This window comes from Pseudonocardia humida (assembly GCF_023898865.1).
Lineage (GTDB): Bacteria > Actinomycetota > Actinomycetes > Mycobacteriales > Pseudonocardiaceae > Pseudonocardia > Pseudonocardia humida.
In genome coordinates this window covers 1-15332 of the sequence record NZ_JAGSOV010000089.1, presented here as the reverse complement: position 1 = coordinate 15332, position 15332 = coordinate 1, and the positions used below count along the sequence as shown (strand labels likewise).

At 71.4% G+C, this 15332-nt stretch carries 12 protein-coding genes and 1 pseudogene; 8 read left to right on the top strand and 5 right to left on the bottom strand.

What is annotated here, in order from left to right:
- Positions 1-487: 487 nt before the first annotated feature.
- Together KDL28_RS37330 and KDL28_RS37325 are read right to left on the bottom strand one after the other, a co-directional pair.
- Positions 488-1489 carry a hypothetical protein gene (locus tag KDL28_RS37330; RefSeq protein ID WP_252446216.1) on the bottom strand — a complete coding sequence of 334 codons (1002 nt, stop codon included), beginning with the start codon at positions 1487-1489 and terminating at the stop codon, positions 488-490.
- 73 nt (positions 1490-1562) lie between these two features.
- On the bottom strand, positions 1563-2867 hold the full coding sequence (locus KDL28_RS37325) for a cytochrome P450 (RefSeq protein WP_252446215.1): 1305 nt from the start codon (positions 2865-2867) through the stop codon (positions 1563-1565).
- Positions 2868-3070: 203 nt separating this feature from the next.
- Between KDL28_RS37325 and KDL28_RS37320 the strand changes: the two genes are divergently transcribed.
- From KDL28_RS37320 to KDL28_RS42335, 8 genes are all read left to right on the top strand, one after another.
- Complete coding sequence (locus tag KDL28_RS37320; RefSeq protein ID WP_252446214.1) at positions 3071-3454, top strand: hypothetical protein; 384 nt, start codon at positions 3071-3073, stop codon at positions 3452-3454.
- Positions 3455-3551: 97 nt separating this feature from the next.
- Positions 3552-5855 (top strand): ATP-binding protein, encoded by a 2304-nt coding sequence (locus tag KDL28_RS37315; RefSeq protein WP_252446213.1) that lies wholly within the window; start codon positions 3552-3554, stop codon positions 5853-5855.
- 389 nt (positions 5856-6244) lie between these two features.
- Positions 6245-7855: a LuxR C-terminal-related transcriptional regulator gene (locus tag KDL28_RS37310; RefSeq protein WP_252446212.1), complete on the top strand. Its 1611-nt coding sequence runs from the start codon at positions 6245-6247 to the stop codon at positions 7853-7855.
- Positions 7856-7941: 86 nt separating this feature from the next.
- Positions 7942-9312, top strand: a complete 1371-nt coding sequence (locus KDL28_RS37305) for an FAD-binding oxidoreductase (protein WP_252446211.1) — start codon at positions 7942-7944, stop codon at positions 9310-9312.
- Between the two features lie 130 nt (positions 9313-9442).
- Positions 9443-10489, top strand: coding sequence for a class I SAM-dependent methyltransferase (locus tag KDL28_RS37300; protein ID WP_252446210.1), 1047 nt, complete (start codon positions 9443-9445; stop codon positions 10487-10489).
- A gap of 53 nt (positions 10490-10542) precedes the next feature.
- Positions 10543-10959 carry a hypothetical protein gene (locus KDL28_RS37295; RefSeq protein ID WP_252446209.1) on the top strand — a complete coding sequence of 139 codons (417 nt, stop codon included), beginning with the start codon at positions 10543-10545 and terminating at the stop codon, positions 10957-10959.
- Between the two features lie 52 nt (positions 10960-11011).
- Positions 11012-11827 (top strand): alpha/beta fold hydrolase, encoded by an 816-nt coding sequence (locus KDL28_RS37290; RefSeq protein WP_252446208.1) that lies wholly within the window; start codon positions 11012-11014, stop codon positions 11825-11827.
- A gap of 1177 nt (positions 11828-13004) precedes the next feature.
- Entirely contained in the window at positions 13005-14003 is a 999-nt protein-coding gene (locus tag KDL28_RS42335; protein WP_372497171.1) for a cold-shock protein, read from the top strand.
- A gap of 7 nt (positions 14004-14010) precedes the next feature.
- Here KDL28_RS42335 and KDL28_RS37270 read toward each other — a convergent pair whose 3' ends face one another.
- From KDL28_RS37270 to KDL28_RS37260, 3 genes and pseudogenes are all read right to left on the bottom strand, one after another.
- Positions 14011-14142, bottom strand: coding sequence for a hypothetical protein (locus KDL28_RS37270; protein WP_252446207.1), 132 nt, complete (start codon positions 14140-14142; stop codon positions 14011-14013).
- Between the two features lie 755 nt (positions 14143-14897).
- A pseudogene (locus KDL28_RS37265) lies at positions 14898-14997 on the bottom strand (IS5/IS1182 family transposase); the annotation flags it as partial.
- 1 nt (position 14998) lies between these two features.
- Positions 14999-15332 (bottom strand): transposase (locus tag KDL28_RS37260; RefSeq protein ID WP_252446206.1); only part of this gene is annotated, 334 nt, incomplete at its 5' end.

Below are 15332 nucleotides of genomic sequence, written 5' to 3'. Positions count from 1 at the left end.
CTACGGGGCGATGGGGTGCACCGGCCGGCTCGCCCGTGGAGCGGGCGGTCGAGTCGGGGCTCGACCTGGTCGTCGCGGGCCGGAATCCGGCGACGGCCGAGTAACCGACCTTCGCCATGGCGGAGTGTCGATGGTCGACGTCATCAACCAGGCGCAGGCGGAGCGGACCGCAGCGCAAGCGGAGATCGACAACGCCCAGACCAGCGGCGCAGCGCTGGACGCGGCCGAGGTCTACGCAATTGATCGACTCACTCGGCGACGTCGGCGCAGTGCTCGGCGAGGGCAAAGCCCGCGTTCCAGCGGCTCTACCAGGCGCTCAACGTCGAGGTTCGCTACGAACCTGAGGAGAAGGCGGCCTACGTGGAGGCGACGCCCCGTGTGGATAGTGCGTGTGTCCGACGGGGACTTGCACACTAGCCACACGCCTGTCCTTCGTCTGACCGCAGCCACGGCGAGCCGGCATCCGGCGGCCGAGCCCGGATGCGGATCATCGCGGCGCGAGATGGTCCAGGCGCGCGATCGGTGCCTTGTGCAGCTCGGTGATGACGTTGTCCGGCTTGTCGTGGGCGTGGCTGTAGTAGTCGGCTCCCGACTCGTAGACCACGTAGACGTGGTCGCCGTAGACGGCGAGCCCTTCGGACATGCTCGGGGCGCGGAAGCAGCTCAGCCGGGCGGTGTCGAGGCGCGATGATCCTTCGCCGCGGCGGACGACGTAGATGTTGCTGCGGTTGTTGCGGCCGTGCGAGGTGCTGTAGATGAACAGGTCCTCGGTCACGACCAATCCCTGCGTCTTGCGGGGGACCTCCCAGAATCCCGGCCGCTGCTCCAGGTCGCCGTTGTCGGCGACGGTGTAGGAGCTCATGTGGCTGCGGGTGTCGTCGAGGAACTGGCCGGCCCACAGCGTGTTCGTCGGGCCGTGGCTGGTGAGGAACGAGGAGCCGTGGACGGTCTGGTCCGCGCCCTTGGGCTGGAGCGGGCCCTCCTCGGTGCTCTTGATCGCCTCCCTCAACTCGGCGAGGTTGTACTTGCGGACCGTGCGGTCCTGCGGACCGGACACGTAGGCCCACCCCTGGCGCTCGAACACGGCGATGCCCCCGACGTGGGAGTACTCGATCTTCGCGTGTCCGACGTTCTCGCCGGTCCGCGCGTCGATGCCGTTGATCACCGAGGAGGTCTTCCCGAGTTCGTCGTAGCCGGCGACGAGAATGAGGTCGTCCTCGCCGTCCCAGTTCGACCAGGTGGCGGTGCCCTGGGGGATGTGGGTGGCCAGCCCGGGAACGCGCCAGCTGTTGTCGAACAGGTTGTCGTAGGTGTCCGACGCGCGGGGCCCCGGGTAGGAGTCGGCCTGGCCGGTCACCGTGTCGTCGCACTTGATGGGTTGCGCGGCAGCCGCGGCGGTGCCCGGGAGGCCGAGCAGGGCCGTCGTCAGGGCAAGCGCCGCTGCGGCGACGAGCTTGCGGCGCGAGGTGGCGGGGTGCGGTGTACGCATGAGGTGGTCCCTTCCGCTGGGTGGGTCGGGTCTGTGGTCCTGCTCCGGAGGGCTCGCCCGGCCCGGGTCCTGCTCATGCCGTGCTGAACCGGATCGGCAGGCTCTTGTAGCTCGCGACGAAGTTGGACTCGACCGGCCGTGGCTCGCCGGCGAGTTCGAACCCGGTGATCCTCGGCAGCAGTTCCTCCCAGAGGATCCGCATCTCCAGCTTGGCGATGTGCAGCCCGATGCACAGGTGCACGCCGTGGCCGAAACCGATGTGGTGGTTGGGCGAGCGCTCGACGTCGAAGCGGTCGGGGTCGGTGAAGTGCTCCTCGTCCCGGTTGGCGGAGGGGTAGCTGAGCATGAGCCGGTCGCCGCGGCTGATCGGCACGCCGCGCAGTGTGGTGTCGGCCGAGGCGGTGCGCATGAAGTGCTTCACCGGCGAGGTCCATCGCACCGACTCCTCGACCAGGTCCGGGATCAGCGCCGGGCGGGCGCGTACCTTCGTCCACTGCTCGGGGTCCCCGGCCATCGCCAGCACGGCCCCGGTGATCGTGGACGAGGTGGTGTCGTGGCCTGCGGTCGCGACCGACAGGTACATGCTGTTGATGTACCGGTCGTCCAGGAACTCCCCGTCGACCTGCGCGTTCGCGATGGCGGACATGAGGTCGTCGCGCGGCTCGGCCCGCCGTTGCGCGGTGAAGGTCCGGAAGTAGTCGAAGAACTCCTCGATCGTGCGCTGGAACTGCCGGGCGGCCTGGTCCGGGCTGGCCTCGATGTCGGTGCGCTGTTCGTCGGGGTCGTCGACGCCGAAGAACTCCTGGGTGAGCTTCATCCAGATCGGCATGTCCTGCACCGGCACGCCGAAGAGGCTCATGATGACGTGCAGCGGGAAGCGCAGCGCGAAGTCCTGGGCGACGTCGCATTCGCCGCCGGAATCGACCAGGTCCTGCACGTACCGGCGCGCTATCCGGCGGACCTGTTCGGAGAACCGTGCGACGTTCCGCGGTCGGAACCACTGCCCGGTCGCGGCCCTGATGCGGGTGTGTTCGGGCGGGTCCATGAACGGGGGTCCGTCGAGGTGACGGATCGTCCCGCCGGTGATCGACCGGATGAAGTCGTCGCCGGCCCGGGTGGTGAGGATCGGGTTGTTCGCGGTGGCGTTGAACAGCACCGCGTCCTTCTCGACCGCCTTGACGTCGTCGAGCTTGGTGACCAGCCACAGCGGGTCGTAGCCGTCGAGGCTCGCTCGCCCGAGCGGCAGGTTGGCGCGCAGCCAGCGGTACGCCGGGTGGGTCCGGCCCTGCTCGTCGCCATAGGACTGCGGCAGGATCGCGTTCTGCGCGATGTCGCCCGGGATGTCGAGACGTCGTCCGGTGGCCGGGGCGGTCGTCATCACTGGTCTCCTTTCCTGGTTCCTGGATCTCTCGTCCCGAGGCTACGGAAGACGCGTTCCGCGAATCCATCGGCAGGGTTACCTACTGCCCGCAGCATCCCTTAGGTATTAACCGCAGATCCGCGCTGGGTCCTGACTCCGGCCCGGTCACGGTTTATCGTGACGATGCATCGAAAGGGAACGGAGGGAGCGGGATGTTGCGGATGGGATTGGCTGCCGGCGCGGCGGCCGCCGCGATGGTGCTCGCCGGCTTGGTTCCGGCCGAGTCCGCGCCCGCGTCTGCCGCCGCATCCGGCGGCGGCGCGGGATGCCGGGTCAGCTACGAGGCCGTGGAGACGGTCAAGGTCCACGCCACCGGTGACGGCATCCCGCCGGAGAACCGGTCGGAGCTGAACGACGGCCGGGTGATCGGGCTGCTGCTGAAGGGGCAGCGGGCCTGCACGAACCGGCTGGACGGATCGGTGCTGGGCGCGACCTACCACGTCGGCGGTGCCTGCTCGCCCACTACCAACGATCAGTGGAGCGTCGTCCGGTTCCGCGGCGCGCAGGGGTGGGTGCCGACCTCGTGCGGTGAGGTCAGCGGCTGACCGATCGCGCGACGGGGCGACGGCGTCGGAACAAGCTTGCCTCGTCCACCTGCAGTCGTAGTGTGGGGTGCGTCATGTGGGCGCCCTCGGAGGAGCGATGACCCCGGCACGCGGTGCCGCAGGTCGTCATCCTGCTGAGCCCACGACGCTCGTCGGACGCACGTCCGAGCTCGACGAGGTCACCCGGTTGCTGGAGTCCGCGCGGCTGGTGAGCCTCGTCGGGGTCGGCGGGGTCGGCAAGACCCGGCTGGCCAAGCGGCTCGCCGCCCAGCACGCAACGCCCGCCTTCGACCACGTCCAGTTGGTCGACCTCGCCGAGGTCGACCAACCGGGGTTGGTCGAGGCCACCGTCGCCGAGGCGGTCGGCATCCGCGACGAGGACGGCACGCTGACCGTTGAGGACCTGTCCCGACGACTGGCCGACGAGCGCGCGCTCATCGTCCTGGACGGCTGCGAGCACGCGATCGAGGGGTGCGCGGCGCTCGCGGAGAACCTGCTGGCCACGGCTCCCGCAGTGACGGTGATGACCACCAGCCGCCGGCCGCTCGACGTGCCGGGTGAGCACGTCCTGCCGGTGCCGCCGCTGGCCGTGCCGCCCCCGGGCGAGCACCCGGACCCGGCCGAGCTCGCCCGCTACCCCGCGGTGGAACTGCTGCTCGACCGCGCCCGCGCCGCGGCCCCGGGGTTCGAGCTCAGCGCGGCGAACGCCGCGGCGGTCGCCGCCGTGTGCACCTCCCTCGACGGCCTGCCGCTCGCGCTCGAACTCGCCGCCGTCCGGCTCCGCGTGCTGTCGCCGGCCCAACTGCTCGACCGGTTGGACGGACCGCACGAGATCCTCTCCAGCACCCACCGCAACGTGCACCCCCGCCAGCGCAGCCTGACCGCCCTCATGGACTGGAGCTTCCGGCTGTGCAGCGACGCCGAGCGCGTCCTGTGGGCCCGAGCTTCGATCTTCAGGGGCGGTTTCGACCTGAGCGCGGCCGAGCAGGTCTGCGCTGGCGAGGGAATCGACGCCGGCTGCGTCGTCGACCTCGTGGCCGGGCTCGTCGACAAATCCGTGCTGCTCCCCGAGGACCACGGCACCCATGTCCGTTACCGCCTGCTGGAGACCATCCGCCGCTACGGCCTGGCCCGGCTGACGGAGTCGGGGGAGGAGGAGCGGCTGCGGCGGCGTCACCGGGAGTTCCTGCAGCGGCTCGTCGACGAAGCGGCGGCCCACTGGTTCGGCCCGCAGGATCTCGTCTGGCTGGACCGGCTGCGGCTGGAGCACGCCAGCCTCCGCGCGGCCCTGGACAGCTGCACCCGCTCGGCCGCGGATGCCGCCGAGGGCCTGCGGCTGGCCACGACGTTCTGGCTGATGTGGCGAGCCGCAGGCTGGGTGAACGAGGGCCGGCAGTGGCTGGACCGGCTGCTCGCGGTGGCCGAGCCGAGCCAGTTCACAGCCACCGCGCTGTGGGTCGACGGCTGGCTGGCGCTGGTCCAGGGCGACCACGAGCACGCCGTCGAGCTCCTGCACCGCAGCGCGGACACCGCCCAGCACGATGACCGCGTGACACCGGCGTTCATCGACCTGTTCCTCGGCCAGGCCGCAACTCGGATCGGCCGGCTCGACGAAGCCGAACACCGGCTCCGGCGGGCGCTGCGGGTCCACCGTGAGACCAGCGACCCGGCCGGGCTCGCCCTGACCGCCTTCCGGCTGGCGGTCCGCCACGCTGTCGCGGGCGACACCGCAGCGGCAGTCGCCAGCGCGGACGAGAGCCTCCGGTTCTGCCAGGACCGCCGGGCCCGCTGGTGGTCCGGCTACGCCCGGTGGATCAGAGCGGTGGCGCTCTGGAGCCGCGGTGACGGCGCAGCCGCGCTCGCGGATGCAGTCGAGAGCCTCAAGGCCACCCGCCAGCACAGCGACGAGCTCGGCGCGGCCATGGCCCTGGAGGTCGTCGCCTGGGCCACGGTCGGCGACAACCCCGACCGGGCTGCCCGGATCCTCGGTGCCCTGCACCGCCGCTGGCCAGACACGGGAACGGCCCTCGGCGGATACGGCTCGCTCGTCGACCGCCATCAGCGGTGCTGCAGCGAGGCGCGGCGCCGCCTGGGCGCCGCCGGGTACGCCGCAGCTCACGCGGACGGCGCCGATCAGCAGCTCGAGGACGTCGTCGAACTAGTCCTGAACGGCCCGCGCCGAGAGGAGGCGAGCACCCCGCTCACGACTCGCGAGCACGAGGTCGCCGAGCTGGTGGCTCAGGGCAAGACCAACAAGGAGATCAGCAGGGCGCTGGTGATCGCGCTGCGCACCGCAGAAGCTCACGTCGAGCACATCCGGGCCAAGCTCGGGGTCTCGTCACGGTCCCAGATCGCGGTGTGGGTCGTCGAGCAACGCGGCACGGCAGCGCCGCCGGGATGAGCGCCCAACACGTGCGAACCGTGAAGTCACCGCGTCCCTGCGTTTGGCATGCGCTGCGAAGGAGAGTGCGAACTGCCAAACTGGATCTTGTGTCCGAGGGGGGAGTTGCGCACTAACCACACGCCTACCGCTTCAGTGAGGTGGCGCAGGTCAAGGTGCTGGAGCTGCCGCCGCGGCGGGCCCGCCCGAGCGGTCGCTCAGCATCGCCGACCATCTCTGGCTGACGCCTCAGGAGGCGTGTTGCTGAGGCCGGTACTGCCAGGCCTCCCAGCCGGGGTCGTCACACATCGTCCGAACTCGTCGCCAACGCGTCCATCGACCGATCGTCGGCTGATCCCCTCCTCGTATGGTGTCTTGTCGGGTGGGCCCGTGCCCCTGATGCTGGTCGGGTGGTCGGTGAGTCAGATCCGCTGGCGATGGGCCGAGCGGCGCTCGCGCAGGCTGCCTGGCCGCTGGCCCGCGTCCTCTTCGAGGAGGCGGCGGCGACAGGTGAGGCCGCTGAAGCGTGGGAGGGGCTGAGTTGGGCGGCGTGGTGGCAGGGCGATCAGGACACGACGTTGTCCGCGCGCGAACGCGCCTACCGTGCTTACCGAGGGACCGGCGATGTGTGCGGCGCGGCGCGGATGGCGATGTGGCTGGGTTCTGACCACCTCAAATTCCGTGGGGACGACGCGCTCGCGTTGGCCTGGGTGGCGTGTGCCCGGGCGCTGGTGAGCGGCCACGAGCCATGCACCGAGACGGGCTTCGTCCGGGTGTTCGAAGCGGATATGGCGTTGCTGGCCAAGGGCGATCCGGCATCCGCTGAGCGCCTGGCGCGCGAGGCGCTCGACCTGGCGCGGGGCATTGCGGACGTGGGAGTCGAGGTCGTCGCGTTAGCGGTCCTGGGCAGTGCCCTGGTCGCCTCGGGCTCGGTCGAGGAGGGGCTGCGCCGGTTGGACGAGGCGGCGGCGTTGGCGGTCGGCGAGGAGTTCGCTGAGACGATCGCCCCGGGTTGGGCGTTGTGCCACACGGTCTCGTCCTGCGTCGAGGTCGGCGACTTCGGGCGGGCTGCGCAGTGGTGTCGCGCCCTGCACAGCTGGTCGGCGATCTGGCATGCGCGCCTTTTCTTCGGGGTCTGCCGCACCGCGTACGGTCAGGTGCTCGCCGCCGGCGGCGATTGGCCGAACGCCGAGCAGGAGCTGCGGAGCGCGATGGCCGATCTGCGCGCCACACGGCCCGGGCTGGTTGCGCCGACCGCGGTGCGGCTGGGCCTGCTGCGGGCGCGGCAGGGCAAGCTCGCCGAGGCCCGCAGGTTGTTCGAGGCGGCGCTGCCGCTGCCTGCGGCTATCGCCGCGCTCGGCGAGCTGGACCTGGCCGGCGGCGATGCGGCGTCGGCGGCGGACGCGGCCGACCGCGCGTTGCGGGGGCTGGGAGACGCGAGCGTGTTGGATCGGCTACCGGCGCTGGAGCTGCTCGCGCGGGCGCTCGCGGCCGGCGGGGACAGTGCTGGCGCGGCGGCGGCTGCCGACCAGGTGGAGTGTCAGGCGGCGCGGCTCGCGACGCCTTACATGCGCGGTCGCGGACGTCTGGTGCGCGCGGAGGTGCTGTTAGCGGGCGGCGAGGACGACGGCGCCCGGCGGGCCGCCGAGGATGCCGCCGACCTGTTCGGCGCCTGCTCAGCGCCCTACGAGGCAGCTCAGGCGCGGATGCTGCTGTCGGAGGCGCTGGCGGCACTCGGGCGCCGCGAACGCGCCGAAGCGGAAGCACGCGGCGCACGGGACGCCTTCGCGATGCTCGGTATGCGCAGGTCGGGACGGCCGGCCGCATCCGAGGAGCTCAGCCCCCGGGAGGTCGACATCCTGCGTCTTGTGGCGGGCGGTCTGGGCGACGCCCAGATCGCCGAGCGACTGTTCCTGAGCGTGCACACCGTGCACCGGCACGTGGCGAACATCCGCACCAAGCTCGATGTGTCCTCCCGGGCGGCGGCGGTGGGACACGCCACCCACCACGGCATGCTCTGAGGTGCCCGATGGCCGTTTCCGGCCATCCCACGTGATGGCCGATCGGGGCGAAGCGGCACCCCAGGGGCCGGCGCGAGCCTTACCCCATGACAAGCACCCTCACCGCCAGTGCCGACGAGCTGCGTTTCCGTCTGCGCGGCGGCTTGCACGAGCCGGGTGACTCCTACTACGAGGACAGCCGCACACTGTTCAACACCATGATCAACCGGCGACCGCGGTACGTGGCGGAGTGCCTGGCGGTGGACGACGTGGTGGCGACGCTCGCGTTCGTCCGCGGCCATGACCTGCCAGTAGCCGTCCGCGCCGGTGGGCACTCGGTGGCCGGGCTGTCGCTGTGTGACGACGGCATCGTCCTCGACGTGCGCGGCATGGCCGATATCGACGTCGACCCCGACCGGCGCATCGCCCGCGTGGGAGGCGGCGCCCGCTGGGCGGACCTCGACCGCGCGACGCAGGCCCACGGGCTGGCGACCACCGGTGGACGTGTCTCCACGACCGGCGTGGCCGGGCTGACGCTCGGCGGTGGCTCCGGGTGGCTGGAGCGCAAGCACGGCTTGGCCTGCGACAACCTGATCGGGGCCGAGCTGGTCTGCTGGGACGGCCGGATCGTTCGCGCATCCGGTGACGAGAATCCCGAGCTGCTGTGGGCGCTGCGTGGCGGCGGCGGGAGCTTCGGCGTGGTCACAGCGCTCGAGCTGGCGCTGTACCCACTCGGACCTGAGGTGTTCGCCGGCGTCGCCCTGTTCGCCGCCGATCGCGCCCACGAGGTGCTGCGCACCTTCCGCGACGTCATGCACCACGCCCCGGACGAGCTCTCGCTGGCCTGCGCGTTCATCACCGCGCCCGAGGAGGACGACGTCCCGACCGAGCTACGGGGACGCCCGGCCATCGCGATCCTCGGCATGTGGGCGGGGAGCGTCGCAGACGGCGAACGGGCGCTGGCGCCCATCCGGGCGCTGGGTCCGGCCGCTGACTTCTTCGGCCCCACCGGCTACGCCGACTTCCAGTGCTCGGTGGACGACCCGCCCGGCTACCGCAACTACTGGACGGCCGAGAACGTCGTCGACCTGCCCGACGAGGCAATCGACGCTCTGGCACGGCGCGCGGCCGAGCTGCCGCCCGGCCCCTCGCAGCTGTTCATCGTGGCCTGGGGCGGTGCGGTCGATCGGATCGGCCCGGATCACTCGCCACTGGCCGGGCGCGACGCGGGGCTCATCGTCCACCCCCTGCTGCTGTGGGAGGACCCGGCCGACGACGAGCGCAACCGGGCCCTCGCCGACGCGTTCCGGTCCGATCTGCGTCCCTGGTCGACCGGCGCGACCTACCCGAACTTCCTCGGCGACGAAGGCCGCCAGCGGATGCGCGCGGCCTACGGCACCAGCACCCAGCGGCTGGCCGCCGTGAAGGCCGAATGGGACCCGCACGGCGTCTTCCGCACCCACCAGAACATCCAGTAGCCGCCCGCAGCCTCACTCACCGGGTGCGGCGTATGACCGGGCTCACCCGGCGTCACGACGGCGACGCGACAGCGGGCACGCCGAGCCTCGTACGGACCGGCCGTGAGCCGCCGCAACGAAGGGATGGATCATGGATCAAGACAAGTTGATGGAGTTCCTCGGCCGCTTCACCGCTGACCTGGGCGCGACCGGCTCGGCCGGCCTCGCGGTGATCGGCAACCGGCTCGGGCTGTACCGGGCACTCGCGCAGGGCCCGGCGACGCCGGGTGTGCTCGCCGAGCGCACCGGCTGCCACGAGCGCTACCTCACCGAGTGGCTGAACAACCAGGCCGCCGGTGGCTACGTCAGTTACGACCGCGCGACCGGCGAGTTCTTCCTGTCCGACGAGCAGGCGTACTGCCTCGCCGACCCGAGCGGGCCGAACATCTCGGCGGCCTTCCTCATCGCCCTCGGCTACCTGCGCGCCGAGCCGCGCATCACCGAGGCGTTCCGCACCGGCGCCGGCCTCGCATGGCACGAGCACCACGAGGACGTCTTCGTCGGGTGCGATGCCTTCTACCGGCCGGGCTACGTCGCCGAACTGGTACCGAGCTGGATTCCGGCCCTGGACGGCGTGGCGGAGAAGCTCGCGGCTGGCGCCCGGGTGGCCGACCTCGGCTGCGGCCTGGGTTCCTCGTCGGTGCTGATCGCGCAGGCGTACCCGAACACCAGGGTCATCGGGTCCGACTACCACGCCGAGTCCATCGAGCGGGCGCGCAAGAAGGCCGCCGACGCCGGGGTTGCCAACCAGGTCGAGTTCGAGGTGGCCACCGCACAGACCTTCAGCGGAGCTGGCTACGACCTCGTCACCATGTTCGACGCCCTGCACGACATGGGCGACCCGGTGACCGCCGCCCGCCGGGTGCACGACGCACTGGCGCCAGACGGCACCTGGCTGCTGGTCGAGCCGAATGCCTCGGACACCGTCGAGGAGAACTTCAACCCGGTCGGCCGGCTCTACTACGCAGGCTCCACCTTCCTGTGCGTACCCAACGGGCTGTCCCAGCCGGGCGGCTACGCACTAGGTGCCCAGGCCGGCGAGGCAGCGATCCGTGAGGTCGCCTCGACGGCAGGATTCACCAGGTTCCGGCGGGTCGCGGAGAGCCCGTTCAACGTGGTTTACGAGATCCGGCGATAGCCGGACGGCGGCGTGTGCCGAGATCCGATCCGTTCACAGTCGGGGAGTCCCTCATGGAGAAGCTCGCCATCGTCGTCCGGGACGACGGCTACGACAAGATGCTCACGCCGCTCACCTTCGCCTTCCTCTGCGGGAGAAAAGGGGTGCAGGTCGACATCCTGTTCGTGCTCTGGGCGGTACGCACCCTCACCGAGGCGGGCGCCGCCGCACTGGAGATCGACGGCCGGCACCCCGCGGACGCGGCCGACCTCCGCCGCACGCTGGCCGAGGACGGCGAACCGACCGACATCCTCGACTGGCTCACCTACCTCGCCGGCACCGGCAAGGTGAACCTCTACGGCTGCCGCCTCGCGGCCGCCACCTTCGGCGTCGACGAGTCCGACCTCATCCCGGAGGCGGCCGGAATCGTCGATGCCGCCTGGTTCCTCGAGGAGAAGGCGATCGCCGCGGATCACTGCCAGTACTTCTGATCGCGGACACCATCCACCACACCCGCCACGAGAGAGGCCCATCATCATGCCCATGTTCACCGGCTCCCAGGGCCGGATCTTCCACGACAGCTGGCAGCCCGACGGCGCCATCTGCGGCGTGGTCGTCCTGCTGCACGGCTACGGCGAGCACCTCGGGCTCTACGACGCGCTCGCCCGCAGGCTCGTCGCCGACGGCCTGGCCGTGCACGCGATGGACGCCGTCGGCCACGGGCGCAGCGACGGCGAGCGTGCCGTGATCGCCTCGTGGAGCGAGTTCGCCGACGACGCCCGCAGGCTAGTGCACCTCGTCCGAGCGCAGCACCGCCGAGTGCCCCTGGTCGTGATGGGGCACTCCGGCGGCGCGCTCGCAGCGATGCTGCTCGCGTTGCGATCACCGCAGATCCTCGACGGGCTCGTGCTCTCCGGCGCGCCGCTGCTCGCCCAAGGATGGATCGACGCGGAGCTCGCGACCGGCGCCGCCGAAACCGAGGTAGGCGATCCGACCGACTGGATGAGCACCCACCCGCAGTACGTACACGCCCTCCTGCACGACCCGCTGACCTGGAAGGGCGGGTTCCGGCGGGAGTCGCTGCTCGCGGTCAGGGCCGTGTGGCCGGAGGTCGCCGCCGGGCTCGCCGAGGCCCGCCCTGCCCTACCGGTGCTCATCGTCCACGGCGAGGCCGACCCGATCGTGCCCGTGACCGACGCGCACGCCGTGGCGCAGACCCTGCCCCAGGCAGCTCTCAGGGTTTTCCCCGGGGACCTGCACGACGTACTGAACGAGCACGATCGCGACGCCGTCCACGACGTCGTGGCCGCGTTCCTCGGCACAGTGGTCGCGGGCCGGCGGACACCACTCGCGTCCTGACTGCCATGTGATCACCGACAGCCGCCGAGCGGTGCGACGAGGAGGCGCACGGCGTGGGGATCGTCATGGCCTCGCGCAAGGATGCGTTGGTAGATGTCGGCGACCCACGGGTTGCTCAGCCGGGAATCGCCGGCCCACTCCACTGGCGCGCTGCGTATCTGGCGGGCCACCGCCCAGGGTCGGGGCCGGTAGCCAGTGGCGTGAAGGAGGCTTGCCGCTCGTGTAGGCGACGGGGCGGGTGGGTGACACCGCCCCCCTCGACGCCGACACCCGCACCGGCGAACGCGTAGTCGAGGTGCAGCCCGACGGCGGCGGCCTCAGCACGCCGCTCCCATGCGGATCGAACTCGGAAGGAGATGTCTTCCGCGCTGCGGCCTCGCCTGCGACCGCGCCCTGGCGGCACCCCACCGACCTGGGCACCGGGCACCGGGCACCTCGATCCTGATCACCCCGCCCTGCAAGAACGGGCGCAGCCCAAGACCAGCAAGATCAACCCGAGTGACGGGCATCGGGCTAGACGGGAGTCTGCCTGCTGAGGAGAGGATCCCTGGTCATTTGCCAGAGCGGCAGGGCCGCCACCATTTTGACCTAGACGGACAGGCTGAGACGGCACTGCCAGTGTCGGGATCGAGGCGGCCTCGGCGCTGCGGAGCGGTCACGTTGGGGCCGGCGCCCTGGTAGCCGGTGTCGGCGACCGCGCACACGTCCGCAGCGTGCAGGGCGTTGAGTAGCGGTCAGGGTTTGGGAGCATGAGGAAGCGGCCCGGGCGACAGAACAACTCGTGCGCGACCGAACCTCCTGGGAGGGCTCAATTCGGACTCCCGGAGGCATCTCCCCTGTGGGACTTGAGCCCCCACGGCTGTGGCCAGCGCGTTCGTATGTTCCGCGAGCCGCGGCTGCCAGAGGTTGCTGGTCAGCGCATTGATCTTGTGTCCGAGGGGCGATTTGCGCACTAGCCACACGCCTGGTGCCCAGCTGATGCGCATCCCAGGATTCGAGGTGCGCTCCCGGGCCGGCGCGACGAGGCGGCGCCCGGGTCGTTCGCGACCGCCACCCGCGTCCTGGTCGCCTACGACGCCCTGACAACCGGCTGACCGTGGCCGGTCCTGGTGGTCCCGGGCACGACGGCGTCAGCGAGACTGGGAGCAGTACCGCACTTCCGACTTGGAGCTTCCCCATGCCGCACGGGACCGTCCGCTGGTTCGACGCCGAACGGGGGTTCGGCTTCCTCGCGCCTGAGGACGGCTCACCAGACGTGTTCGTGCACGCCTCCGAGATCGTCGGGGACGGCGGCCCGAAGGTGCTCCGCGAGGGCCAGGCCGTCGACTTCGAGGCCGGGGAGAACGACCGCGGTGCCCAGGCGCTGCGCGTCCGCGTCACCGCCGACTCGGCCGCCGGCAGCGCCATGGGCCTGCTCGGTACGGTCAACTGGTACGAGCCGGCCAAGGGGTACGGGTTCGCCTCGCCGGACGGCGGCGGCCCCGACATCTTCGTGCACAGCTCGGCCATCGTGACCGGCGGCGTCGTCACCGAAGGGCAGCGGGTGGCGTTCGTCGTCGTCGATGGCGAGCGCGGCCCGCAGGCCGCGCACGTGGTCCCGCTCGGTCCCGGAGCCGGCCTGTCCGCCCGGGCCGGCGGTGCCGACGGGGCGGACGGGGCGGACGGGGCGGACGGGGCGGACGGGGCGGACGGAACCGTCTCCTGGTACGACGAGGACAAGGGTTTTGGCTTCATCGTCCCCGACTCCGGCGCCGGGGACGTCTTCGTCCATACCCCGTCCCTGGCCGAGGGCCTCACCTGGCTCACCGAGGGCGACCGCGTGGCATACGAGGTGGTCAGCGGCGACAAGGGTCCGCAGGCCCGCGACGTGCAGCTGGTCCGAGGGGCGGAGCCCGCACCGCCGTCGCGACCGCCGGCACCGGTCGGGCCGGCACTCGCCGAGAGGAGGGAGCCGGCGCCACGGGGCGTGCCCGCACGCGCCGGCGAGGGCGTCGTTGCACGTTACGACGGCGACCGCGGGTTCGGGTTCATCACCCCGGACGCCGGAGGTGGCGACCTGTTCGTCCACGTGTCCGTGGTCGCCGGGTCGGAACCGCTGCAGCGGGGCGACCGGGTCCGGTACACCGTGCGTCAGAGCGACCGGGGCCCGCAGGCCGACCGCGTGGAGCGTCTCTGAAGCGCTCCTACTCCCACTTCACGGTGCACGGAGGCTTGCTCGCGACGTCGAGCGCGACCCGGTTCACGCTCGGCACCTCGCGCAGCCCGGAGTTCCGGGCCACGGTGCCGGTGGTGGTGATCGATCCTGCGCCGGTCATGCCCGGGCCGTGCGCGAGCTGCTTCCGCACGCGGGCCCGGCGGCGGTGGCGCAGTTCGAGGTCGCGGGCCGGTGGCCGGGCAGCTGGCGCAGCGCCTCCCGGACGACGCTGATGCGGATCGTGCGTCGGGAACGCCCGCACCCCGGCGCGCAGCTACGGCTGATCGACCGCGACGGACACCGGCTCACTGCCTTCGCTACCAACACCGCCCCCGGCGGCCCGAGTCGTGGTGGCGGCCGGTCTGGATCAGCCGGGCGTACTTCGTGTCGATGACGGCCTGCACGCTCGGCCTCGCCGCCGCGCCCCGCCGGCCGCTGATGGGGCCGGGTCGCCGCAGTCGCCCCTCGACGTGCCGCCGGGCGAGTCGAACATCTGAGCCTGCCCGAACGAGTCGGCAGGAGCAGAACCGTCACCGGCTGGCCGACGGCTGGTAGGGCAGTACGGTGCGCGCGATCTCGGAAAGAACCCGCGCTGCACGGGCTATGCTGTGTTCGGGCGCTGGACCAAGCACGAGTTGCTCGCCGACCCCGACGACGTCGCGGTCGGGCACGTCACCCGGTTCCGCCGAGCGGCGCCGGAGGACGTGGTGCGGTTCCGCAAGCCGCGCATCCGGCGGTCGTGTCCGTTGAGGACTTACCCGCGCCCAGGTCACGTGCCGCAGCTGAGCCGCGGGCGGCATGGCCGGTATCGCCGAGTTTGAGCGGTCGGGATCGACGGAGTCGAAGCGGCTCTACGTCCTGCGCGGCCGGCGCACACCCCCGCAGTGGCGAGAGCGTCGAGGATGCCGTGCTCGCGGGCGGCGGCGATGTCATGGCGCGAGCCGGGCAGCGCGGACGAGACCCAGACTAGTGGCCCGTCACGCAGCCTTGGCCGGGTAATGGGTCCAGGTCCGGATCGGTGACCCGACCGCGAAGTTGACTTTGGGCTCGGCGTGGATGTTGTGCCAGGGGACGTAGCCGGCGATCGCCGCGTTCTGCTCGGCGTGGCTGCGGTGATCGGTGCCGTTGAGGGCGAAGTAGCGCAGCGCGGCGAACTCGCTCTCGATCCAGTTCAGCCAGGACCGGTAGGTCGGCAGGAACACCAACTCGACGGTGTTGTCTGCGCACCAGGTCTTGACCTTGGCGTGGTGGTGCGGGGAGAAGTTGTCGCAGACCAGGTAGAGCTTCTCGCCCGGCCGGCGGGCGCGCAGC